This window comes from Flavobacterium fryxellicola, from assembly GCF_900143245.1.
Taxonomy (GTDB): domain Bacteria; phylum Bacteroidota; class Bacteroidia; order Flavobacteriales; family Flavobacteriaceae; genus Flavobacterium; species Flavobacterium fryxellicola.
The window spans coordinates 1-23,922 of record NZ_FRDK01000008.1 but is presented as its reverse complement, the minus strand read 5'-3'; the positions used below and the strand labels follow the sequence as shown (position 1 = coordinate 23,922).

Below are 23,922 nucleotides of genomic sequence, written 5' to 3'. Positions count from 1 at the left end.
GACAGCTTTTGAAGTCTGTCGGGTTTTTTTAGGGTTTATGGTTGTATCTATTGTTTTGGAGTGGGTTGTTTTCCCAGCATTTCCAATTCGAAAATGAGCATGGTATTAGGTGGGATAACACCTCCGGCGCCTCTTTCGCCATACGCTAAATTGGAGGGGATGAAAACGACTGCTTTATCACCAAAAGCCATATTGTCTAATCCTTCAATAAATCCGGGAATCATACCGTCTTTTTTTCCTGCTTCAAATGGGAAGGCTTGGTATCCGTTTTGAGCGGCACGATTCGCGTCAAATTTCCCGTAGGCTTTATTCACGTCTTCATAACTACTGTCAAATAGGGTTCCGTCCTCAAAATAACCAGCATAATTGAAATAGAATGTTGTTCCGTTAGCGGGTTTTACGCCCGTTCCTTTTTCAATAATTTTATAGGCTAATCCAGATGGAGTTGCAGTTGCAGTCGCTTTTATAGTGGCTAAATAGGCCTTTTTTGAGGTGACTACTGGACCATATTTTTCCATATACACTTCTCTGGCTTCCGCTTCTTGAGCTTCACGTTTTGCTTTGTTTTCAGCTTCAAGAGCAGCTTGTTTCGCTTTATTTTCAGCGTTGATTAAATCCTGTTTCTTTTGGTCTTCTGATTTATTGTTGAAATAATCTGCAAATACTTGTGGCGCATCAAATTTTTTGGCCAAAACTCCTTTTCTAACAATAGTAATTTTGGTAATAACATCATTTGCAGCAATGGAATTAACCACATTCATTCCTTCGGTAACATGGCCAAAAATGGTATGTTTTCCATCCAGCCAAGGTGTTGCTTTGTGCGTGATAAAAAATTGGCTTCCATTCGTTGTTGGTCCGGAATTAGCCATAGATAGTATTCCGGCTTTGCTGTGTTTTAAATCAGTGAATTCATCCTTAAAGGCATAACCTGGACCACCGGAACCACTTCCAGACGGATCTCCTCCTTGAATCATGAAATCTTTGATGACACGGTGAAACTTTAAACCATGAAAAAATGGTTTTCCTTTAAGATTTTCTGGTGTTACAAAGGTATTTTTACCTTCTGCCAAAGCAATAAAATTCGCAACGGTTACGGGTGCTTTTTTGTATTCTAGTTCCACGACAATAGCTCCTTTATTCGTAGTAATGGTGGCAAAAATTCCCTCGACAACAACCGGAGCTTTGACAACTGCTTTGGTTGTGGTAGTTGGTTTTTTTGCAGGAATAGATTTCTTGACAGTTTGAGAATGGACATTGGCCATTCCCAGAAATAATAAAAACAGAATTTTAAATTTCATTTTGTACTAATTTAAGGGCTTATTATTTAAAACTATTGGGGCATTTTTTCTAATAACTCAATTTCAAAAATGATGTTGGCATTGGGTGGAATTACGCCTCCTGCTCCAGCTGCTCCATATCCTAAACGCGATGGGATGAAGATAACCGCTTTATCTCCAAGAGACAATTGCTCCAATCCTTCGATAAAACCAGGAATCATGCCATCTTTTTTGCCCGCTTGAAAAGGGATAGGTTGGTATCCGTTTTGAGCGGCTCTGTTTTCATCATATTTACCAAAAGTTTTGGCAACATTTTCAACGCTGGCATCAAATAATTCCCCGTCTTCCAGAAATCCGGAGTAGTGAATGTAAATATTGCTGCCTTTAGCGGGTTTTTTACCACCACTTTTTTGGGTAATCAGGTATTGTAATCCTGTTGGTGTTTTTATTGCTTTGGTTTTTAAATCAGTAAAATAAGCCACTTTTTCCTCGCGAACGACTTTGTATTTTTCGTTATACACTTTTTTATTTTCAATATCAATAGCTGCTTTTTTCTTTTGGTTTTCAGATTCAACGGCAAAGTAATCATTGAATACTTTTGCAGCGTTGAATTTCTTTGCCGTTTCGCCATTTCGAATAATGGTTACTTTATTGATGTAGTCGTTCTGTTCAACTTTGTTGACTACGTCCATTCCTTTTTCCACTACATGACCAAAAATAGTATGTTTGCCGTCCAACCAAGGCGTTGCAAGATGGGTGATGAAAAATTGACTGCTGTTGGTCATCGGTCCGTTATTGGCCATAGCCAAAACACCTCCGTTGTCAAACTTTAAATCTGAGAATTCATCTTTAAATTTATATCCGGTATCTCCAGAACCTGTTCCTAAAGGGTCTCCGGTTTGTATCATGAAATCTTTAATCACTCTGTGGAATTTCAAACCGTCAAAAAAGGGCTTGTTTTTAAGGTTTTCATTGGTTACAAATTCATTTTTTCCTTGGGCTAAGGCTACAAAATTAGCGACCGTAATTGGGGCTTTTTCAAAGTCTAATTGCACGATGATGTCTCCTTTATTAGTTTCAATTTTAGCATACAAGCCATCTGGTAGATCGCTGTGTTCTTCTTTGCAAGAATAGAAGGAGGCGATTACTAGGAATACGAATAGGATCTTTTTTTTCATTTCTAAATTTAATTTTGTGGAGTTAAAGTGTCTTTAGGTTTACTCAAAACGGGTGCTTCTTTCTTTATTGGCGGTGCAGCTGCGGGCGTTATTACTTTTAACTGACTTTCTTTTTTATACAGTACTTCTGATTTAAAATCACGAAGTGTAACGGTACAAATTATAGGTTGGTTGGTGCCAATTTTTTTATCATCACCATGGTATCCATACGCCATATTGGACGGAAAAAGGAAGTTTACCTTTTCGTTTTTACGCATCAATTTAATACCGTCACGCAAGCCCATCATGATATTTTGTTTGTCCACGTAGTACGTTTGAGGTCTTAATTCTAATTCAGAATAAAAGATGGTTCCTTTTAAATCTTTGATTTCGTAATCAAAGAAGGCTATATCTCCTTTTTTTGGCGTTAGCGTATCACCAGTGTTTCGTGTTTCATAGGAGTACCAGTATCCCTTTTTGGAGGCCAAATACACGACATTAGGATTGCTTTTAATTAGATTCTGAATTTGGCTTTCCTCAGTGGAAACCAGTTTTTTATTACGGGCAATGGATTTTTTCATGAAACTACCAGAAGCTTGAGAGATCGGTCTTCTGGCTTCCTGACGCTGTTTGCAGCTGGAAATTAGCAGAAACAAAAAAAATACAACGGCTATTCGTGTGCTATTTTTCATAGGATTAGATGCTTAATTTTGTTATCAAATCTTCAAATTTCTTTTTGGTTTCTTCCATCGAATCGGCTGATTTTCCTCCCGCAGCATTGCGATGTCCACCACCGTTAAAATAATCTCTTGCAAATTGATTGACATCAAAATCACCTTGAGAACGAAATGAAATTTTGATTATTTTTTCTTCTTTATTTTCTATAAATATAGCTGTAAAAAGGATTCCTTTAATGCTTAATCCATAATTTACAATTCCTTCCGTATCGCCTTTTACATAATCAAATGAATTCAATTCCTCCTGCGTCAAAGTGGTGTAGGCGGTTTTATGTTCCGGCAGGATAATCATGTTTTGAAGTGCTCGGCCTAATATTTGTAAACGACCATAGGAACTATTGTCAAATAATAAACTTGGAATTTCAGTGTTTTCGACGCCTAAATCAATTAATTCAGCTACAATTCTATGCGTTGTTCCAGTTGTTTTTGGGAAACGAAAAGAACCAGAATCAGTAAGGATTCCAGTGTAAATACAGGTTCCAATAGTTTTATCTATATCTTCTTTTTTGCCAAGAAATAAAATAAAGTTATACAACATTTCGCAAGTAGAACCAAACGAAGTGTCAGAGTAGGTCACAACCGCATAATTATCTGGCTTTTGATGATGGTCTATCATCACAAAAGGGGCTTTTAGTTGGGCTAATACGTGTTCCATTTCACCGGTACGATGCAAAGCATTAAAGTCTAATGTGAAAATAATTTCTGCATCTTCAAGAATTTTTGTGCAGTTTTGTTTGTCTTTTTCGAATATTTTAACGGTTTCAGATCCCGGCATCCAAGCCAGAAAATCTGGAAATTCATTAGGAGAAACCACTACAGGATAGTGATTGTTCTTTAATAAAAAATGGTATAAACCCAGAGTAGAACCCATGGCGTCTCCGTCAGGACCTCGGTGTGGGATTATGGCAATTTTTTTTGGAGTTGCTAATAACAACTGTATCGCTTGAATGTCTTGTATGTTCATAGTCTGCGAAATTACATTTTTTTAATGTAAAGTTGAAATCATTTATACAATTAACAAACTTTTAGAAAGTTATAAAAAGTCAGTTTTTTTTCTTTTCAGTTTTTGGTACACTTGGTATTTTGCTCCCCTAACTATTTGGGCTTTATAAATTCCCATGGAACCCGAACAAAAATAAGCAGTACCGCAGGCTAGCCCAACGAAAAGACCACTTTCAATCCCAAAAAGTTCCAATCCCATTACGGTACAAGCAATAGGAGTATGAGTCGCTCCAGAAAAAACAGCTACAAATCCCATTCCTGCCAAAAGTGCTATTGGTAAGGGAACAATCAGTGATAAAGCACTTCCCAAAGTGGCACCAACAAAGAACAATGGCGTGACTTCACCACCTTTAAACCCAGCACCTAATGTAAAACCGGTAAATAATATTTTGAGTACGAAGTCGGATGGAGCATTAGCTGTTGTAAAAGCATCAACGATAACTGGAATTCCAAGACCTGCATATTTTGTTGTTCCAATAAAAAATAGGGCTACAGCCAAAATAATTCCACCTATAAAAGGACGAAGTGGAGGAAAGGCTATCGTTTTTGAAAACAAATGACTCCACATGTGTGTGCTTCTGGAAAAAAGCATCGCGGCTAAGCCAAATAGAATACTCACAAGTACTACCCAAAACAAATTGATAACGGTTATTGCTGGCACAAAAGGAATAGCATAATGGGTGTGTTGCACCTGCCAAAGTGATACCGTAAAATAAGCTGTATAAGCAACTAGAAAAGACAAAAGGATGCTTTTTATATTGATTTTACTGAAATATACAACTTCTAAAGCGAATAGTGCTCCAGCTAAAGGTGTCCCAAAAATGGAGGCGAAACCCGCACTGATTCCTAGAATAAGTATTGTTTTTCTTTCGGAAGAATTTAGTTGAAATAGCTTTGTAAACTGATCTGCAATGGCGCCGCCCATTTGTACTGCAGTTCCTTCTCGACCCGCCGACCCGCCAAAAAGATGCGTTAGTAATGTGCCTATAAGGACCAAAGGAGCCATTTTTAATGGAATAGTTCGCTGAGGGTTTTCGTATTCTTCCAGTAACAAATTATTCCCTTTAACGACTGATTCTCCCCAGTAATGATATCCCAATCCTATTAATAGGCCGCCTATTGGCAAAAGCCAAATAATCCAGCTGTTGTTTTCTCTGATTTGCGTAACCCATTCTAAAGCGACAAGAAAAAATGCAGATGCCGATCCAGATAAAACGCCTACTGTAATGCAGATGAAAATCCATTTAAATAGAAGCGAAGAAGTTTTTTTAGTATTTTCTAAAATCATTAGTTATCAGGAGGCATAGTGTTTTGACAAAAGTATCATAATCCTTCTTGAATTAATGGTTTTTCAGTGGCTATTGCGGTAAATTCAATTTCTACTAAATATTCAGGAGCTACAAGTTTACTGATTTCATAGAAACCGGTAGCGGGTTTTATATCTTTAAAAAAGTGAGCATGCGCTCTGGCTACATCTTCAAATGTGGTAATGTCTGTTGTGAATATGCGGGTTCTTATGACGTCCTCCATGCTAACTTTCAAGTCTTCAAGTACTACTTTTACGCGTTCCAATATGTTCATTGTTTGTGCATACGCATCAGTAGCTTTTACTTTTTCGCCATCTACTAGAGCCACGGTTCCGGAAACTTCAATAGTGTTTCCAATGCGTAATGCTCTGCAATATCCCATTTTATCTTCCCAAGGTGAACCTGTCAATATATTTTCTCTTTTCATTTTTTTTATTTTTTAAGTATGTACAAAAATCGACATGCTGTTTTTGGTATGGCATACTATTTGCAAGTTAGAAAAAAAAGTGACATAAAAAGACCAATTTTGGATTAAAAAGTTCGAATTTAAAGTGGTGAATTTTAACTGTTTTGTTTTCTAAAATGTAATAAAAGGCAGATTTGGGAGTTATAAATGAAAGTTAAATTGTTGCCTAATTTTTGAATAAATACAATTGGTTTTTTATTTTTAAAATTTTACAAGCACTGATAAACTAATTTAGAAAGTTATGAAAAGGATTTTATTTTTAATTATTACGATCATCATATCTTTGAGTGGCTATGCTCAAAGTGAATTTAGTTCCAAATTTAAAGCGATTCCACCTAAAACTAATGCGCCAAAAATAAAAAAGACAATTCCTCCAAAAGCAGATATTCCCCCGATTAAGACACCAAACGTATTTAAGAATCCGGAAATATTCAACCCAAACCCGAGCCCTTCGCGCACGATTACACCTGCAAATAATTTTTCGATGACTCCAAAGAATGAATTTATTAATCCGGGAGATGTATATAAAGACAAGTGGAATAAAAAAGAAGATAATTCACAAGGTATTGTATATCGAAAAAATCAGAATTTAGGTAATTATCAAACGGGCTCTGTTACCGCAAAGGTTATGTATCGTGATGCGGCTTATGTCGATGGAGATCAGATTAGAGTGTACTTGAATGATAAAGTGATACAGTATCAAGTAAACTTGGATAGTGATTTTAAAGGTTTTGAAATTGTATTAGAAAAAGGATTCAATAAAATCGATTTTGAAGCCTTAAATCAAGGTAGCTCTGGTCCAAATACTGCTGAATTTAAGGTTTATGATGATAAGGGAGCTTTAATTTCTGGAAGTCAATGGAATCTTGGTACGGGATTCAAGGCTACAATTATTTTAGTTAAAGAGTAGTTTGTACCTGTAGTTGCGACGATTATATAAAAAAAACAGACTCCTGGATAATTTCAGGGGTCTGTTTTTTTTATACTATCTCACAGCATAATTAAATTTGTATAAAATACACTGAGCGTATTCCTCTCCTAAAACGGATCGGCGGTAACCTGAAATTTCATAGCTGCTTTTACAGCGATATCTTGGGTAATAGTTTCTTTAGTGACCGCTCTAATTTTTAATCTGAAACTAGGCGCTTTAATGTATTTGTCTAATTTTTCGGGAGTACACGTTAGATCTATTGTATTTGAAGTGGAGTTTATATCTGTTAAAAAAGCCAATTCAATTTCATCACTGTCATTCGTAGAAATATACATTCGTATGGATTTCAAAAATGAAAACGATTTATTAGCAGGATTAGTTACCGTCAATTTCAGTTCTTTTAGTTTTACATCCTTAACCAATTCCGCTTTTGTATTATTGTTCTCAAATTCGGAACTTGAATTGGAAGTAATATCAGGAGTGATTAATTCAAATGCAGTATTGACAGGAAAACCGCTTGGAATTGTAACAGTAGTTTGATTGTCTATTGAAAAAGTCAATAAATCATCAATCACACTACAGGACAGGGCTACAAGCCCAAAAATTGTGATAGCAATATATTTTTTAAGTTTCATTTTTTTTATTTTTATTAGATGGAAAGGTTGCAAAGGTACTTTTTTATAGCTTTAAACCCTACCGTGTAAAGAAGTAACTTTTAAAGTGTACTAGCGCTTCGGTTTTTACAAGAGGTAGGATATTATGAGAGCAGTACAAAATAAAATAAATATTTTTCAAAATTCAATTTTTCAATTCAAAATATAAAAAGTATTTTTGCGCATGCAACACAACGTACTTATTTTAGATTTCGGATCGCAATACACACAACTTATTGCGCGTAGAGTTCGCGAATTAAATATATTCTGCGAAATCTTCCCATACAATCATTTTCCGAGTGATTTGTCTTCTTACAAAGCAGTAATTCTTGGAGGTAGCCCTTTTTCTGTGCGAGCAGATGATGCGCCACATCCTGATTTATCTCAAATTAGAGGTAAATTACCAGTGCTTGCCGTATGCTACGGAGCACAATACTTAGCTCATTTTAGTGGTGGTGAAGTAGCCGCTTCAAATACAAGAGAATATGGTAGAGCTAATTTGTCTTACATAAAAGAGGATGAAGTTTTCTTTGAAGGAGTTTCAGAGAATAGTCAAGTCTGGATGAGTCACAGCGATAGTGTAAAAGTACTACCTTCAAATGGAGTAAAACTGGCAAGTACACATGATGTGGAATTTGCAGCGTATCGAATAGAAGGGGAAACAACTTATGGTATACAATACCATCCTGAAGTTTTTCACTCTACGGATGGATCAAAAATGTTAGAAAACTTTTTAGTTAAAATAGCAGAAGTGCATCAAAATTTTACACCAAAAGCTTTTGTTAGCGAAATGGTAGCAGAATTGAAAGAGAAATTACAAGATGATAAAGTAGTTCTAGGACTTTCAGGAGGAGTAGATTCCACTGTAGCGGCAGTTCTATTGCATCAGGCAATTGGCAAAAATCTATATTGTATTTTTGTTAATAATGGTTTGCTTCGTAAGAACGAATATCAAAGTGTATTGGATCAGTACAAAGGAATGGGTTTAAACGTAAAAGGAGTAGATGCTGGTGATCGTTTTTTAAGCGAATTAGCTGGAGTGAGTGATCCAGAGACAAAACGAAAAATAATAGGTCGTGTCTTTATCGAAGTTTTTGATGATGAGTCACATCTTATCAAAGATGTTAAATGGTTGGCGCAAGGAACAATATATCCTGATGTTATCGAATCGGTCTCTGTAAAAGGACCATCAGCAACTATAAAATCGCATCATAATGTAGGTGGATTACCAGATTATATGAAACTAAAAATTGTGGAGCCACTTCGCATGCTTTTTAAAGATGAAGTACGTAGAGTGGGAGCCTCCTTAGGAATAGATCCAGAGTTATTAGGGAGACATCCTTTTCCTGGACCAGGATTATCCATTAGAATTTTAGGAGATATTACACCTGAAAAGGTTCAAATTTTACAAGATGTGGATGCCGTGTTTATTGATGGATTAAAATCTTGGGGCTTGTACGATAAAGTATGGCAAGCAGGAGCAATTTTGCTTCCCGTAAACAGTGTTGGAGTTATGGGTGATGAGCGAACGTATGAAAAAGTGGTGGCACTTCGCGCTGTAGAATCTACGGACGGCATGACAGCTGACTGGGTACATTTACCTTATGATTTCTTGATGAAAGTGTCTAATGATATTATCAATAAAGTAAGAGGAGTAAATAGAGTGGTCTACGATATCAGTTCAAAACCACCGGCAACTATTGAATGGGAATAATAATTTAGTTTTTTATATCCTTAGAACAGCTAGTTCGAATGTTCGTTATAAAACGGTATCAGATTTTTGGAATAAAATTTGATACCGTTACTTTATTAAATAATTTATAAATAAAAGTGATGAAATATATTTTTGCGATTTGCATGACGGCTTTGTGTTTTAATTTTACTGTTTTTGCACAAAGTAAAATAACTACACACAAGGTCGAAAAAGGGGAAACAATCAGTCAGATTGCACAAAAATATAAGGTTACTCCGTATGATATTTATCAATTGAATCCGGATGCACAAACTGGATTAAAACCAAATAGTGTTTTACTAATTCCTAAAAGTTCTGGTAAACAATTAGCCGTCCTTCCAAGTAAAAAAGGTAGTGTGGCTGTAACGCATCAGGTCCTGCCTAAAGAAACTTTATACGGTATTGAAAAAAAATATGGTGTTTCTGATGAAGACTTAAAACAAGCCAATCCATTTCTGGAAAATGAAGGACTTCAAATAGGTCAGACGCTTACTATTCCTTCCAATAAATTTCAAAAAAATACAGCTGAAATCCCAGAAAAAGTAGTTTATCATTACGTACTTCCAAAAGAAACAAAGTATTCAATTGCTAGGCAATACGCAATAACCATTGAAGAACTAGAGCGCAAGAATCCTGAAGTGGTAGCTAATTTGCCAGAAGGATTTAAATTATTAATTAAAGGGAAAGTTCCTAAAACTGATAAAATTTCTAAAGCCTCGGAACCTAAAAAAGAGACTGTTGTCATCAATTCTGTAAAATCTATTCCTGCAAACAATTACGTGAATTATGTCGTCAAGTCGAAAGAGACCATGTACAGCCTATCAAAAATGACGGGTGTGACTCAAGAGGAATTGATAGCAATTAATCCAGACTTAGCACAAGGTGTAATTGAAGGTATGGTTTTGAAAATTCCTGCAACAACAGTGCTTACTCCAGAAAATAAAAAAGAATACACGGAACTGTCAAAAGGTAGTGCAAACCTTAACAGAAAAAAATTAACCCTTCTTTTGCCTTTTAATGTTTCAAAAATTGAAGGTGATACCGTTAATTCGATGGTTACGCGCTTGAAAAAAGATAAATTCCTAAATATGACGTTGGATTTTTATGCAGGTGCTTTGATGGCTATTGATTCTGCCAAAACATTAGGGCTCAACTTTGAGATAAACATATTGGATTCAGAGGAAACGAAAAACAGTTCTGCAGTTGCGTCACTGATAAAAAACAATAATTTAGAAGTGTCAGACGCTATTATTGGTCCTTTCTATCAAAGTAATGTCGAAAAAACTGCCGAAATTTTAATGCCAAATCAAGTGCCCGTTATATCGCCATTGTCAAAAGACTTAGGTGTGTCCTTTGCTAATATTTTTCAATCAATCCCAGATCCAGATGCAGTCAAAAATGCCATGTTCGATTACATGCGTTCAAAAGGCGGTAATATACTGGCAGTAGTTGATAGAAAGAAAGGATCTGTCATTCAGTATATTAAAGAAAATCACAAAGACGTGCGCTTTTCAGCACTTAACTCAAACGGTAGCGTATCACCTGAAAATCTGAAAGGCTTGTTTGTAAAAGATAAAATGAATTATGTAGTGATGGAAACAGCAAATACTGGAATGATAAAAGCAACGATAGCCACTATGTTAGGTGCTATGTCATCGTACAAAGTGCAACTGGTTATTCTGGAGCCAAATGAAACATTAGATACCGATGAAATTAGTTACGTAAATCTGACAAAATTGAAATTAATGTATCCTTCAGTTACTCGAGAAAACGTATCTCCCGAGGCTTTGATTTTTCAAAAAGAGTTTAGAAAGAAAAACAAGATTGACCCTAGTGACTTTGCTACGAGAGGATTTGATGTTACCTTTGATACCATGCTGCGTATGTCACAAGATGTAAAATACCAAGAAACAATTGATAGTACCGCAACTCAACAAATCGACAATAAATTTGAATTTTATAAAAAAGGAGATGGAGGTTATATCAATAAAGGAATCTATATTTTATACTACGACACAGATTTGACCATAAAAGAAGCCAACTAACAAGTATACCTGCCAGAAATGTACGCAGCACTAATAAAGTTTCAACGCAACGCACTCTCGATTGGTGCGGGGACGAATAAAAAATGAATAATAGCAAACATGACATCAATAGTAACTTATTTGGGGGATTTGAGAACATCTTCGATTCATTTGCAATCTGGCACCGAAATTCTTTCAGATGCACCAGTAGATAACAATGGGAAAGGGGAGGCTTTTTCTCCAACAGATACAGTTGCTAATGCTTTGGCAACGTGTATGATGACTATTATGGGAATAAAGGCTAGAGATTTAGCAGTGGATTTGAAAGGTTCTACCGCTGAAGTTATTAAAATAATGAATGCAGAACCTAGACGCATTGGTGCAATAGAAATTATCTTTGAAATGTATGGAACTGAAGATAAAAAAAATAGAATAATGTTCGAAAGAGCAGCAATGACATGTCCTGTTTTCTTAAGTTTACACCCTGAAATCGAAAAGAGAATAACGTTCAATTGGAAATAATTAAATAGGGTTGAGCTTTGAAATATCTAAACCCCTTTCTAACTTCAAATTTCCCCAGCCTTTCTTCATGGATCAAAACCAAAAACAACTTATAAAACTCGCTCACACTAAAATGCCTTTTGGCAAATATGAAGGGTGGTTTCTTATTGATATTCCGGAATATTATATTGTCTGGTACAGTAATAAAGGATTTCCTAAGGGAGAATTAGGAGAACAATTGAAATTAATTTATGAACTAAAACTCAATGGTCTAGAAGAGTTAATTCGAAATATAAAAAAACGGTACCCAAAACCGATTTAATTTTCAATTTGACAATTTATAATTGTACTTTTGCCACGTTTTTTTACACAACTACAACACAAACAACAATAGAATGAATCAAACGAAATATATTTTTGTTACTGGCGGTGTGACTTCTTCTTTAGGGAAAGGAATCATTGCTGCATCGTTGGCAAAATTGTTACAAGCAAGAGGATACCGTACAACCATCCAAAAGTTTGACCCGTATATTAATGTAGATCCCGGAACATTAAATCCTTATGAACATGGGGAATGTTATGTAACTGATGATGGTGCTGAAACGGATTTAGATTTAGGACATTACGAACGTTTTCTTAATGTTCCTACTTCTCAAGCCAATAATGTAACTACAGGGCGAATATATCTTTCCGTTATTGAAAAGGAACGAAGAGGCGAGTTTTTAGGGAAAACAGTGCAAGTTGTTCCTCATATCACCAATGAAATCAAAGAAAGAATGCAATTGCTGGGAAATTCTGGCGATTATGATATTGTAATTACTGAAATTGGAGGAACTGTTGGGGATATTGAATCTTTACCTTACATAGAATCCGTTCGACAACTAGTGTGGGAATTAGGAGAGCACAATGGAATTGTTATTCATCTTACTTTAGTGCCTTATCTGGCTGCTGCGGGGGAGTTAAAAACAAAGCCAACGCAGCATTCTGTGAAAACTTTGATGGAAAGTGGGATAAAAGCAGACATTTTAGTGTGCAGAACAGAGCATGAAATTTCGGAAGAATTGCGAAATAAATTAGCTTTATTTTGTAATGTAAAAAGAGAAGCCGTTATTCAATCCATAGATGCTTCTACTATTTATGAAGTGCCTAATTTAATGTTGGAAGAAGGACTTGACGTTGTGGCTTTGAAAAAATTAGATTTGCCTAAAAAAGCAGCACCGGACTTGAAAAACTGGAATACTTTTTTACGCCGATTGAAAAATCCAAAGCATACTGTTAATATTGGTTTGATTGGTAAATATGTAGAAATGCAGGATTGCTACAAATCTATTTTAGAGGCTTTTATTCATGCTGGAGCTGCAAATGAAACGAAAGTAAATGTGATTTCTATCCACTCAGAACATATTGACGCCAGTAATATAAGCGATAAGTTTTCTGGTTTAGATGCAATACTTGTGGCACCAGGTTTTGGAGAAAGAGGAATAGAAGGGAAAATTGCTGCAGTTCAGTATGCTCGTGAAAATAAAGTGCCATTTTTTGGGATTTGTTTGGGTATGCAAATGGCAATAATTGAATATTCAAGAAATGTTTTAGGCTATGCAGATGCTAATTCTACAGAAATGAATGAACATACCGCTCATCCAGTTGTAAACTTAATGGAGGAACAAAAAACGATTACCGATAAAGGGGGTACTATGCGTTTAGGAGCATGGAAATGCGATATCAAAAAAGATTCATTGGCGTATAAAATATACGGAAAAGAAACGATTTCAGAACGTCATCGTCATCGCTATGAGTACAATAGCAAATACGTAGCACAATTGCAAAATGCAGGATTGATCGCCTCAGGAGTTAATCCGGATACGGGATTAGTTGAAATTATAGAAATAGAAGACCATCCTTTTTTCATCGGGGTTCAATACCATCCGGAATACAAAAGTACGGTTGCGAATCCGCATCCTCTTTTTGTGAATTTTGTGGCAGCAGCCGTTAAGGCAAAGAAAAAATAACTAGAAACGCATTAGTTTCAGTACAACTTAAACTTAAAACTTTTTTTAATTATAATGGAACAAAAAAAATTTGACCTCAATTCAATTATAGGTTTTGCATTAATTTTTGGTATTTTGGTTTTTATCATGTACCAAAATCAACCAGACCCGAAAGTGGTTGCAGCTGAAAAAACTCAAAAAGAGTTGGTAATTAAAGAAGCGAAAGCAAAAGAGTTAGAAGCTAAAACGGTAGCCAAAGCAACTGTTGCAGTAGCAACGGGAGATTCTACACAAATTGCCCAATTACAAAAAAACTTAGGAAATTTTGCTTATTCTGCAACACTTCCCTCTGCTAAAGCAGGTCTTACAACTATCGAAAACGAATTGGTAAAGTTGACTATTGCTAATAAAGGTGGTTATATTGTTGAAGCTACCTTGAAACAATTCGAGAGATTCAAGAAAGGCTCGGGGCAGTTAGTTCAATTAATTAAAGACAATAATGCTAATTTAAATGTACAATTGCTGACTAGCGATAACCGTACTCTGAATTCTAAAGATTTGTTTTTTGAACCTACTTTAACGAAAGTTGGAGTAGATCAGGTTTTATCAATGAAGTTGAAAGCAGGAGCCAACGAATTCTTAGAATACAAATACATTTTGAAACCAAACGATTATATGATTGGTTTTGATATTCGTTCCCAAGGATTGAATAAAGTATTGAATACGGCAAAACCATTGGATTTAGAATGGAATTTGAAAACCTACAGAAATGAGAAAAGTGTTTCTTATGAAAATCGTTACACTGAAATCTATTTTGAGCATGAAGACGGTAAAATTGATTATTCAGGTTTAGGTCAAACAGAAGAATCAGACGTGCAAAAGGGAACTTTCGTGGCTTTCAAGCAACATTTTTTCTCTACAATTCTATTGACAAAAACTCCATTTGAAACGGCTAAATTAAAATCAGAGAATTTAGTTCAGGATGACAAAGTAGATACATTGTTTACAAAACAGTTCAAGGCAAATATTCCGTTAGCTTTTACTAATGGTGAATTAGATTATAAAATGAGTTGGTATTTTGGTCCCACTGACTACAAGACTTTAAAGCATTATGATAAAAATCTTGAAAAAATTATCTCATTGGGTTGGGGGATTTTCGGATGGATCAATAAGTTTATTTTTATTCCATTATTTGGATTCCTAAGTTCTTACATTGCTTATGGAATTGCAATTATTGTGTTTACTATCATCATCAAAATTGCGATGTCGCCTATCACTTTCAAGTCTTTCTTATCACAAGCTAAGATGAAAGTATTGCGTCCTGAAATAACAGAATTGGGAGAAAAATTCAAAAAAGACCCAATGAAGAAACAACAGGAAACAATGAAGTTGTACAACAAAGCAGGAGTAAATCCTATGGCAGGTTGTATTCCGGCATTGATACAGCTTCCATTTATGTATGCATCGTTTCAGTTTTTTCCATCGGCTTTTGAGTTGAGACAAAAAAGCTTCCTTTGGGCAGATGATTTATCTTCTTTTGATGAGGTAATTAGATTGCCTTTCTATATTCCATTTTATGGAAATCACATCAGTTTGTTTCCCGTACTTGCCTCGATAGCCATTTTCTTTTACATGAAGATGACATCTGGTGACCAGCAAATGGCTGCTCCACAACAAGAGGGAATGCCAGATATGGCTAAGATGATGAAAATTATGATCTATGTTTCGCCAATCATGATGTTGTTTTTCTTCAATAGTTATGGTGCAGGATTGAGTTTGTATAACTTTATTTCGAATCTAATTACTATTGGAATTATGATTGTAATCAAAAGATACTTTATCGATAGTGATAAGATTCATACTCAAATTCAAGAAAACAAATTAAAGGAGCCAAAAAAACAAGGTAAATTCCAGAAAAAATTGCAAGAAGTTATGGAACAAGCTGAAGCTCAAAAAGCAAAGGATAAAAATAAAAAATAATTTATCTAAAAAGCTCTCAGAAATGAGAGCTTTTTTTTGTTCAATTTGTCCTGAACTTAAATAGGATTCAGGATTTAGCTCTCGAGTGATTCCGTATTGATTAGATAAGGAAGCAACAATAATTTAATGAGATTTAGTGAAGCTATTGATTTGGACTTTTATTAGTTCTCAATAATTTAGCTGTATGACTCAGCATATTTGAATAAACTCCTAGTGTAGTAAATTTGTAAATTTGCTTAAAATAAAAGAGTACAATTTTAGTTCTATAATAGTGTATAAATATAAAGTAGTGATGAAAAAATATCAAATTAAGTTTTTTACCCTTTTAATTAGTGTGCTTTTCTGTCAAAATTGCCTGTCGCAAGCTGATTTTAACAAAGTAGACGAAAAAGGAAAAAAACATGGAGTATGGAAAGGGTTTTATGAGGAATCAAAACGACCAAGATATGAAGGGAGTTTTGATCACGGTAAAGAAACAGGAATTTTTAATTTTTATGATGATACCAAAGCTAAGTCGGTAATTGCTACTAGAGAGTTTAATCCAATAGATAATTCAGCATTCACCATTTTTTATGATCAAAAAAACAATAAAGTTAGTGAAGGTAAAGTGGTAAATAAATTATTTGAAGGACAGTGGAAATATTACCACTTGGCCTCCAAAAACACAATGACCACCGAAAATTATAGTAAAGGAAAACTAGAGGGGCTTCGCACAGTTTTTTATTCTAGTGGCAAAGTAGCAGAAGAAATTAATTATAAAAACAATTTGAAAAATGGTTTTTATAAAAAATACACAGAGAAGGGAGTGTTGCTGGAAGAATCTAATTTCAAGAATAATTTGTATCACGGTGCAGCAATTTTCAAGGAGTCTACTGGTAATTTAGCTTCCAAAGGACAATTTTTAAATGGAAAAAAATCCGGAATTTGGCAGTTTTTTGAAAAGGGAAAGCTGATCAAAGAAACCAATATGAATTTTCAAGAAAAGGCAGTAAAAGGCAAAAACAAATAACGAAACTCTTAACTAATACTGTTATAAATCTTTTGTAACTTTGCAACCTTATAAAATTATAATTTTGTGAAGATGAAGCGTGTTGTTGTTGGACTTTCAGGGGGAGTAGATTCAAGTGTTGCTGCATATTTGTTGCAACAGCAAGGATATGAAGTGATTGGTCTTTTTATGAAGAATTGGCATGACGATTCTGTTACTATTTCTAATGAGTGTCCTTGGCTGGAAGATAGTAATGATGCGTTGTTAGTAGCAGAAAAATTAGGGATTCCTTTTCAAACAGTCGATTTAAGTGAAGAATATAAAGAGAAAATCGTGGACTATATGTTCAACGAATATGAAAAAGGGCGCACTCCAAACCCAGATGTACTTTGTAATCGCGAAATAAAATTTGATGTTTTTATGAAAATTGCCTTAAGTCTTGGCGCTGATTTTGTTGCTACAGGGCATTATTGTCAAAAAAGCGAAATCGAAGTGAACGGTCAAACGGTATTTCAGCTAAAAGCAGGTGCGGACACTAACAAAGACCAATCGTATTTCCTTTGCCAATTGTCACAGGAACAATTATCAAAATCGTTGTTTCCAATCGGAGAATTGACAAAGCCAGAAGTTCGAGAAATTGCTGGACAAATGGATTTGATTACTGCTGAAAAGAAAGATTCACAAGGGTTATGTTTCATTGGAAAAGTACGGTTGCCAGATTTTTTACAACAAAAATTACAACCCAAAGTGGGCGTTATTATCCAAATTGATAAAGATGACCCTATTTACAACTTGGAGAAAAAAGTAGGCCTAAGTTTTGAAGAAGATGTAAAATTGGAGGCTGAAAAAATTTCCTATACCCCAGAAATGGGAAAGATAGTAGGAAAGCATCAAGGAGCTCATTATTTCACCATTGGGCAACGAAAAGGCTTAAATGTTGGTGGTACAACGGATCCATTATTTATTATAGCTACTAATGTGGAGACCAATACGATTTATACCGGATTAACAAGTCAGCATCCCGGATTATTTAAGAAAGCGTTACGTATTGAAAAAGAGGAAGTACATTGGATTCGTAAAGATTTGGCTCTAGCCAAAGGAGAGACTATGCAGGTAATGGCTAGAATCCGATACAGACAGCCCTTGCAAAGCGCCACCTTGCATCAATTTGAAAACGGAATGTTCGTGGCTTTTGATGAACCTCAATCAGCAATAACCGAAGGACAATTTGCAGCTTGGTACGTAGGAGATGAATTAATAGGTTCGGGAGTAATTTCTTAGTTTGTGTCTTAAATTACGGAAATCTAACAGTTAGTTTACCTAGAAATGAAAGAATAAAATAAATATAGCTTTGTTCACGATTCAATGCACTAATGTTGAAATCTTGATGGCAAACAAATGACGACACCGATGAGAAAATTCTATATATTTATTTTATTATGGGCTACAACTGCCGGTTTTTCGCAGCAGGATGCTTGGGTATATTTCAATGCAAAGCCTAGTTTTCAATCCTATGTCGATGCACCATTGAAAATGCTTTCTCAGAGAGCATTAGATAGAAGAAGCAGTCAAAATATTCTTTTAGATTTTAAAGATGTTCCAGTTGAGGCTTCTTATAGTACTCAAGTAAAAGCGACCACCGGTATTACTGTAATGGCTAAATCTAAATGGCTAAATGCGCTTCATGTACGAGGAACACAGGCTAAAATACACGACTTAGCACTGCTTTCATTTGTCAGTAAAGTTGATTTTGCTGATAAGTCGTTAAATCAAATTGGTAAAATCGCGAAATCAAGTAAGGTAAAGCAAGGGAATAAGACCAAGAAGACAAAAGTGGATTATGCGTATGGAAGCTCTTCAAATCAGATCCAAATGCTCAACGGGCAAGTAATGCACCAACAAAACTACACGGGCTCCGGAAAAGTAATTGCTATTATGGATGCAGGCTTTCCCGGTGTCAATACAACACAACCTTTCCAAAAATTAAGAACCAATGACCAAATTTTGGGTGGTTATAATTTTGTGTTGAGAAATCCAGATTTTTACACTGGTGTCTCGCATGGAACCTCTGTACTCTCCGCAATGGGAGGTTATAAAGAAAATTCATTAGTGGGAACAGCCCCAGATGCTTCCTATTATTTATTTATAACAGAAGATGATACATCTGAAAATCCTGTGGAAGAATCCCTTTGGGTTGAAGCAGCAGAAAAAGCAGATAGTTTAGGGGTAGATATTATCAATACCTCTTTAGGATATTTTGATTTTGATAACGAAGCATACAACCATACCTATAGTGAAATGAATGGTACAACAGCATTCATGTCTAGAGGTGCGGAAATTGCATTTAGCAGAGGAATGATTCTGGTGACTTCGGCGGGTAATTCAGGTGGTACATCTGATCCACATGTTGCCGTACCTGCAGATGCTGTTTCCGTGATTGCTGTAGGGGCAGTGAACTCAGCAGAAATAGTTACCTCCTTTAGTTCAGTAGGGCCCTCATCTGACGGTAGAATAAAACCCGACATCATGGCGCAAGGTCAAGCTGCAGTTGTTTCAGATGCAGCTGGGAATATTGTAACTGCAAATGGGACTTCTTTTTCTGGGCCAATAATGGCTGGGATGGTGGCTTGTTTATGGCAAGCATTTCCACAAAAAACAAATCAACAAATTAAAGAATTGGTGCTTCAATCATCCGATAAATTTTTAACTCCCAACAATCAGTATGGATATGGAATTCCTGATTTTGGACTGATTGTTCGCAACCAATTGTCTACGGAGACTTTTTCTAAAGATGACTTCATAATTTATCCCAATCCAACCACTGATTCTATTTCCGTTTCTTTGCCAACAAAATTTGAAAGTGGAACCGTTTTTATTTATACTATTTTAGGACAGAAAATTTTAGAACAAAAAGTAACGCCTCAATCAGCTGTAATTTCTTTAAAAGCGTTGAATCAAGGAATGTATCTTTATAAATTGGAATCCGACAATTTCTCTACAAGTGGAAAAATAATAAAAAAATAACAGCATCAATACCACATGAATAAAATCACCGAACTTTTCAAAATTAAATATCCTATCATTCAAGGCGGAATGATCTGGAATAGTGGTTATAAATTAGCTAGTGCCGTGAGTAACGCTGGTGGTTTAGGACTTATTGGTGCTGGTTCTATGTACCCCGAAGTCTTGCGACAACACATTCAAAAATGTAAAAAAGCTACTTCAAAACCATTTGGAGTAAATGTTCCAATGTTGTATCCCAACATTGAGGAAATAATGAAAATTATCGTAGAGGAAGGGGTTAGAATAGTTTTTACATCAGCGGGTAATCCAAAAACATGGACGTCATTCTTGAAACAAAATGGGGTAACGGTAGTGCATGTCGTAAGTAGCTCCGTTTTTGCATTGAAAGCAGAAGATGCTGGTGTAGACGCAATTGTTGCCGAAGGATTTGAAGCTGGAGGCCATAACGGTAGAGAGGAAACCACAACACTGACACTTATTCCTATGGTGAAAGAAAAAATTTCAATTCCGTTGATTGCTGCCGGAGGTATTGCTACCGGTCGCGGCATGCTGGCAGCCATGGTTCTTGGTGCGGATGGAGTTCAAGTTGGGAGTAGATTTGCTGCGTCAATAGAATCGTCAGCTCATGATAATTTCAAGGAAACGATTGTAAAGGTTAAGGAGGGAGATACGCAATTAACATTGAAGGAACTTGCTCCCGTTCGGTTAATTAAAAATAAGTTTTATCAAGAGGTACAGGATTTATATGAAACTTGTCCAACAAAAGATGAAATAGTTACGTTATTAGGAAGAGCTAGAGCAAAAAGAGGCATGTTTGAAGGCGATTTAATCGAAGGAGAGTTAGAAATCGGTCAAATTGCAGGTCTTATTCACGAGATAAAACCAGCTGCTGAAATCATCCAAGAAATGATTGCCGATTTTGAATGCGCAAGAACAGAGGCAACCAATTTTCAATTTTAAGCCATGATAAAAAGATATATTATTCTACTTTTTTTGATTCTAGGAGTACAACATTCTTATGGACAAAACTATAAGTTTAAAACTTCAGGCTTTAGTGTTTTAGAGAAAAATGAAAAAGGGAAATGGGGGAAATGGTCTGATTTAAATTTAGTTAATATTTTAATTACATTAGATACCAATAAAAGTAGAATTGTCGTTTATTCTCAAATTATCCAACTTTTTGAGATTGTAGAGTACCAACCTATTGAGGAAAATGAAACAGATACCGTTTATACATTTACATGTAAAGATAACGAGGGAGTCGATTGTACAGTGTCGATCATTACCAGAAAAAAGCAAGAAAATAGAAAACAACTGTACATTAATTATGGTAATAGGATAATACTTTATAATATATTCAATATGTGATTGAATCTCAAGTTGAATAATACATTCCTATTTATGTTTTCTTACTCGTTTTTAAAATTTTTCAATATCTTTAATATATCCGTCATACTCTGAATAAAATAGCTCCAAGGCATTCATTTTATCATTGTAAAATTCAAAAATTTCCTGCCAGTATTTTCTGTTACTAACGCCAACGCCTAGTTTTTCAACCCAAATAAGGCTAATCGTTTTACCACTTTCCAATGTGTGCTCTCTTTCAAAAACCAAATCTTTAATGAATTCCTCTTCCAGAATGTTTTTTAAAGATTCCAGTTTTTCAAAATAAGCAATTCTTTTTTCATCGCTTCGCTGTTCTATAGCTATTAAAACTTGAGCCTTTTTATTATCTACATAAAATTTAAAAGAAAAATCTTTGATCTTAGTGTCGTACAACAACCATTTCCGAGGGAATTTTTCCGAAAATTCAACCCAGAATTCGCGTTTTAACCTTTGTGTTTCTTCTTTGCTGTACATCGTGTATGACTTTTGGTATCAGAAAATTTGTGTAACGGTATTTTCTAGACTATATTTATATTAAATTTCAATGTGCAAAAATAGACTTTGATTATGGATTTTCAAGAATTTTTACAGATTGTTCCTAAAATACTTGATGTAAAGCTCCCTGCCTTTGATGCACACATTAAAATGGCACCATTGGAGCGCTTACAAAGTGTAAAACAAATTAATTTTAGCGATAAAAATGCAAGAATAGCTGCAGTAATGATGCTTTTTTATCCTAAAAATGAAATTACACATCTGGTATTGATTGTTCGGAATTCATGCAAAGGGGTGCATTCTGCTCAAATTGCCTTTCCAGGAGGTAAATACGAAGTCGAGGATGAGAATTTTGCTTACACAGCGTTGCGCGAAACCCACGAGGAGGTTGGCATTCATCCAGATAAAATACAAATAGTTAAACCTTTTACACAATTATATATACCACCCAGTAACTTTATGGTGCATCCTTTTTTAGGCATTAGTAAAGACGAACTAGTATTTGTACCGCAGCCTTCAGAGGTAGCGGACATAATTGAATTGCCGCTGTCTATTTTTTTAAGTGATTCAATTGTTGTTGAGACTAAGATTTCAACATCCTATTCAGTTGAGAGTAATGTTCCTGCTTTTAAAATTGAAAATCACATCGTTTGGGGAGCAACAGCAATGATGCTTAGCGAATTGAAAGAAGTTTTAAAAAAAGTGCTATATTCTTGAATTGGATGGTAAGCAACGATTTTAGAATACTAAAACAATCAAAAATTAATTTCGTAGGTTTGCTTAATATAAAAAACATATAATTTTATGGGGTTATTTAAGAGAAATCCTTTTGGTCACATACTGTTTTTAAAGAAATGGTTAATTAGGATTTTTGGAGCCATCACGCATCGGCGATATAGAGGTTTCAACGAATTGCAAATTGAAGGTTCAGAAATTATAAGGAATTTACCCAATACTAATGTTCTTTTTATTTCGAATCATCAAACGTACTTTGCTGATGTTGTAGCAATGTTCCATGTTTTTAATGCAAGTCTCAGCGGTCGTGATGATTCTATTAAAAATGTATGTTATCTCTGGCAGCCAAAAATGAACATTTATTATGTAGCTGCAAAAGAAACAATGCAGGCAGGGTTGTTGCCGCGAATTATGGCTTATGCAGGCGCAATTACAGTCGAAAGGACTTGGAGAGCTAAGGGAATTGATGTTTTAGAGAAAAAAGACATTAATCCAGATGATACTGAAAACATTAAAATTGCTTTAAAAGACGGTTGGGTTATAACTTTTCCTCAAGGGACAACTAAATCGTTTAAGCCAGTTCGTAAAGGAACGGCTCATATTATAAAACAGCACAGACCCATTGTTGTTCCTATTGTGATCGATGGCTTCCGTCGTTCATTTGATAAAAAAGGATTGCGTATGAAAAAGAAAGGCATACTTCAATCCTTCATTATTAAAGAGCCTTTGGATATTGATTACGATATGGATACCGTTGAGGAAATTGTTGAAAAAATCGAATATGCTATAGAGCAACATTGTTCATTCCTCAAAGTGATACCAACTGAAATTATCAAAGAACAAGAAGAATTGAATAAAACACGCCGGTGGGAATATTAAGCAGCGGTTTAATAAATGCGTGAACCTAGTAATAATAATAACTTGGGCGTTTCCCATTATAAAAAAGAGGCTATTATCTAAATGGGTAGTAGCCTCTTTTTTATAAAGGGCCGGGCTATTCGCTACAAGTCCTCGTCAAGTTGCGTTACACTTCACTTGGCTGCGGGCTTTGCGCTACTATCCCTAACGCGGGGAGTTGTATAATTGATTTAGAATTCGGTGTACCTTATATATAGGTAGGTATAAAATGTCTTCCTATAATAAGTACCGCAATAAACAAACAAGGAACAACTGCCCAGACGATAAAAAGCTTAACCTATCTCAGATGATAGTGCAGGCAAAGGACCTAATTTCAGGATAATCCTGTCTGTGATCCTACCAAAGCGACTTAGAGAACCAATAAATGTCTCAAAGGGATTGCATTTCCAATCGCTCCTAGAGGGATATAATGATAAAAAAACTAGATTTTGGTCATTTTCGCATGCTTTGCTTAGGAAGTGAAGCGAGAGATCAGAAAAAACTTTTTTTTCAAGAAGCGTATTTTCAGCGAGTTAAAGGCGGTATAAAGAAAGCGATAAAAAAAAGCGAATAAAAAGCTTGAATAACGGTATAAAGGTGTTAGTTTTGCACCCGCAACAACGGCAAACGTTCCTTTAAATA

22 protein-coding genes are annotated in these 23,922 nt (G+C 35.3%); 14 read left to right on the top strand and 8 right to left on the bottom strand.

What is annotated here, in order from left to right:
- Window positions 1-47: 47 nt before the first annotated feature.
- The 6 genes from BUA03_RS11865 to BUA03_RS11840 form a co-directional block, all read right to left on the bottom strand.
- Entirely contained in the window at window positions 48-1,298 is a 1,251-nt protein-coding gene (locus BUA03_RS11865; protein ID WP_066082438.1) for a peptidylprolyl isomerase, read from the bottom strand.
- Between the two features lie 32 nt (window positions 1,299-1,330).
- Window positions 1,331-2,455 carry a peptidylprolyl isomerase gene (locus BUA03_RS11860; protein ID WP_066082436.1) on the bottom strand — a complete coding sequence of 375 codons (1,125 nt, stop codon included), beginning with the start codon at window positions 2,453-2,455 and terminating at the stop codon, window positions 1,331-1,333.
- Window positions 2,456-2,463: 8 nt separating this feature from the next.
- Window positions 2,464-3,126: a gliding motility-associated peptidyl-prolyl isomerase GldI gene (gldI, locus tag BUA03_RS11855; RefSeq protein WP_066082434.1), complete on the bottom strand. Its 663-nt coding sequence runs from the start codon at window positions 3,124-3,126 to the stop codon at window positions 2,464-2,466.
- 4 nt (window positions 3,127-3,130) lie between these two features.
- Complete coding sequence (locus BUA03_RS11850; RefSeq protein WP_066082432.1) at window positions 3,131-4,135, bottom strand: DHH family phosphoesterase; 1,005 nt, start codon at window positions 4,133-4,135, stop codon at window positions 3,131-3,133.
- 69 nt (window positions 4,136-4,204) lie between these two features.
- The gene (locus tag BUA03_RS11845; protein WP_066082430.1) at window positions 4,205-5,461 is read right to left on the bottom strand and encodes a voltage-gated chloride channel family protein; all 1,257 of its coding nucleotides are present in this window, start codon (window positions 5,459-5,461) and stop codon (window positions 4,205-4,207) included.
- A gap of 35 nt (window positions 5,462-5,496) precedes the next feature.
- Window positions 5,497-5,907, bottom strand: a complete 411-nt coding sequence (locus BUA03_RS11840) for a RidA family protein (RefSeq protein ID WP_066082426.1) — start codon at window positions 5,905-5,907, stop codon at window positions 5,497-5,499.
- A 280-nt stretch (window positions 5,908-6,187) separates the two neighbouring features.
- On the opposite strand from BUA03_RS11840, the gene BUA03_RS11835 reads away from it, so the two are divergent.
- Window positions 6,188-6,856: a hypothetical protein gene (locus tag BUA03_RS11835; protein ID WP_066082425.1), complete on the top strand. Its 669-nt coding sequence runs from the start codon at window positions 6,188-6,190 to the stop codon at window positions 6,854-6,856.
- 128 nt (window positions 6,857-6,984) lie between these two features.
- Here BUA03_RS11835 and BUA03_RS11830 read toward each other — a convergent pair whose 3' ends face one another.
- A complete protein-coding gene (locus BUA03_RS11830; protein WP_066082423.1) occupies window positions 6,985-7,512 on the bottom strand; it encodes a hypothetical protein in 528 nt (175 codons plus the stop codon).
- Between the two features lie 202 nt (window positions 7,513-7,714).
- On the opposite strand from BUA03_RS11830, the gene guaA reads away from it, so the two are divergent.
- From guaA to BUA03_RS11775, 11 genes are all read left to right on the top strand, one after another.
- Window positions 7,715-9,244 carry a glutamine-hydrolyzing GMP synthase gene (gene guaA, locus BUA03_RS11825; protein ID WP_066082421.1) on the top strand — a complete coding sequence of 510 codons (1,530 nt, stop codon included), beginning with the start codon at window positions 7,715-7,717 and terminating at the stop codon, window positions 9,242-9,244.
- A 119-nt stretch (window positions 9,245-9,363) separates the two neighbouring features.
- Complete coding sequence (locus tag BUA03_RS11820; protein ID WP_066082418.1) at window positions 9,364-11,307, top strand: amino acid ABC transporter substrate-binding protein; 1,944 nt, start codon at window positions 9,364-9,366, stop codon at window positions 11,305-11,307.
- A 99-nt stretch (window positions 11,308-11,406) separates the two neighbouring features.
- Window positions 11,407-11,808, top strand: a complete 402-nt coding sequence (locus BUA03_RS11815; RefSeq protein WP_066082417.1) for an OsmC family protein — start codon at window positions 11,407-11,409, stop codon at window positions 11,806-11,808.
- Between the two features lie 67 nt (window positions 11,809-11,875).
- On the top strand, window positions 11,876-12,109 hold the full coding sequence (locus BUA03_RS11810) for a DUF3820 family protein (protein ID WP_066082415.1): 234 nt from the start codon (window positions 11,876-11,878) through the stop codon (window positions 12,107-12,109).
- A gap of 73 nt (window positions 12,110-12,182) precedes the next feature.
- A complete protein-coding gene (locus BUA03_RS11805) occupies window positions 12,183-13,796 on the top strand; it encodes a CTP synthase (RefSeq protein WP_066082413.1) in 1,614 nt (537 codons plus the stop codon).
- Window positions 13,797-13,850: 54 nt separating this feature from the next.
- Window positions 13,851-15,755, top strand: coding sequence for a membrane protein insertase YidC (gene yidC, locus BUA03_RS11800; RefSeq protein WP_066082411.1), 1,905 nt, complete (start codon window positions 13,851-13,853; stop codon window positions 15,753-15,755).
- 292 nt (window positions 15,756-16,047) lie between these two features.
- Window positions 16,048-16,764 carry a toxin-antitoxin system YwqK family antitoxin gene (locus BUA03_RS11795; protein ID WP_066082409.1) on the top strand — a complete coding sequence of 239 codons (717 nt, stop codon included), beginning with the start codon at window positions 16,048-16,050 and terminating at the stop codon, window positions 16,762-16,764.
- Between the two features lie 72 nt (window positions 16,765-16,836).
- The gene (gene mnmA, locus BUA03_RS11790) at window positions 16,837-18,024 is read left to right on the top strand and encodes a tRNA 2-thiouridine(34) synthase MnmA (protein ID WP_066082407.1); all 1,188 of its coding nucleotides are present in this window, start codon (window positions 16,837-16,839) and stop codon (window positions 18,022-18,024) included.
- Between the two features lie 129 nt (window positions 18,025-18,153).
- Window positions 18,154-19,767: a S8 family peptidase gene (locus tag BUA03_RS11785; protein ID WP_066082404.1), complete on the top strand. Its 1,614-nt coding sequence runs from the start codon at window positions 18,154-18,156 to the stop codon at window positions 19,765-19,767.
- A gap of 15 nt (window positions 19,768-19,782) precedes the next feature.
- Window positions 19,783-20,727, top strand: coding sequence for an NAD(P)H-dependent flavin oxidoreductase (locus BUA03_RS11780; RefSeq protein ID WP_066082403.1), 945 nt, complete (start codon window positions 19,783-19,785; stop codon window positions 20,725-20,727).
- A 3-nt stretch (window positions 20,728-20,730) separates the two neighbouring features.
- Complete coding sequence (locus tag BUA03_RS11775) at window positions 20,731-21,135, top strand: hypothetical protein (protein ID WP_066082401.1); 405 nt, start codon at window positions 20,731-20,733, stop codon at window positions 21,133-21,135.
- A gap of 51 nt (window positions 21,136-21,186) precedes the next feature.
- Here BUA03_RS11775 and BUA03_RS11770 read toward each other — a convergent pair whose 3' ends face one another.
- Window positions 21,187-21,627, bottom strand: coding sequence for a DUF4268 domain-containing protein (locus BUA03_RS11770; RefSeq protein ID WP_066082400.1), 441 nt, complete (start codon window positions 21,625-21,627; stop codon window positions 21,187-21,189).
- A gap of 93 nt (window positions 21,628-21,720) precedes the next feature.
- Here BUA03_RS11770 and BUA03_RS11765 point away from each other — a divergent pair, with 93 nt between their 5' ends.
- Together BUA03_RS11765 and BUA03_RS11760 are read left to right on the top strand one after the other, a co-directional pair.
- Entirely contained in the window at window positions 21,721-22,365 is a 645-nt protein-coding gene (locus tag BUA03_RS11765) for an NUDIX hydrolase (RefSeq protein WP_066082398.1), read from the top strand.
- Between the two features lie 87 nt (window positions 22,366-22,452).
- Entirely contained in the window at window positions 22,453-23,262 is an 810-nt protein-coding gene (locus BUA03_RS11760) for a lysophospholipid acyltransferase family protein (RefSeq protein WP_066082396.1), read from the top strand.
- The last annotated feature ends 660 nt before the right edge of the window (window positions 23,263-23,922 follow it).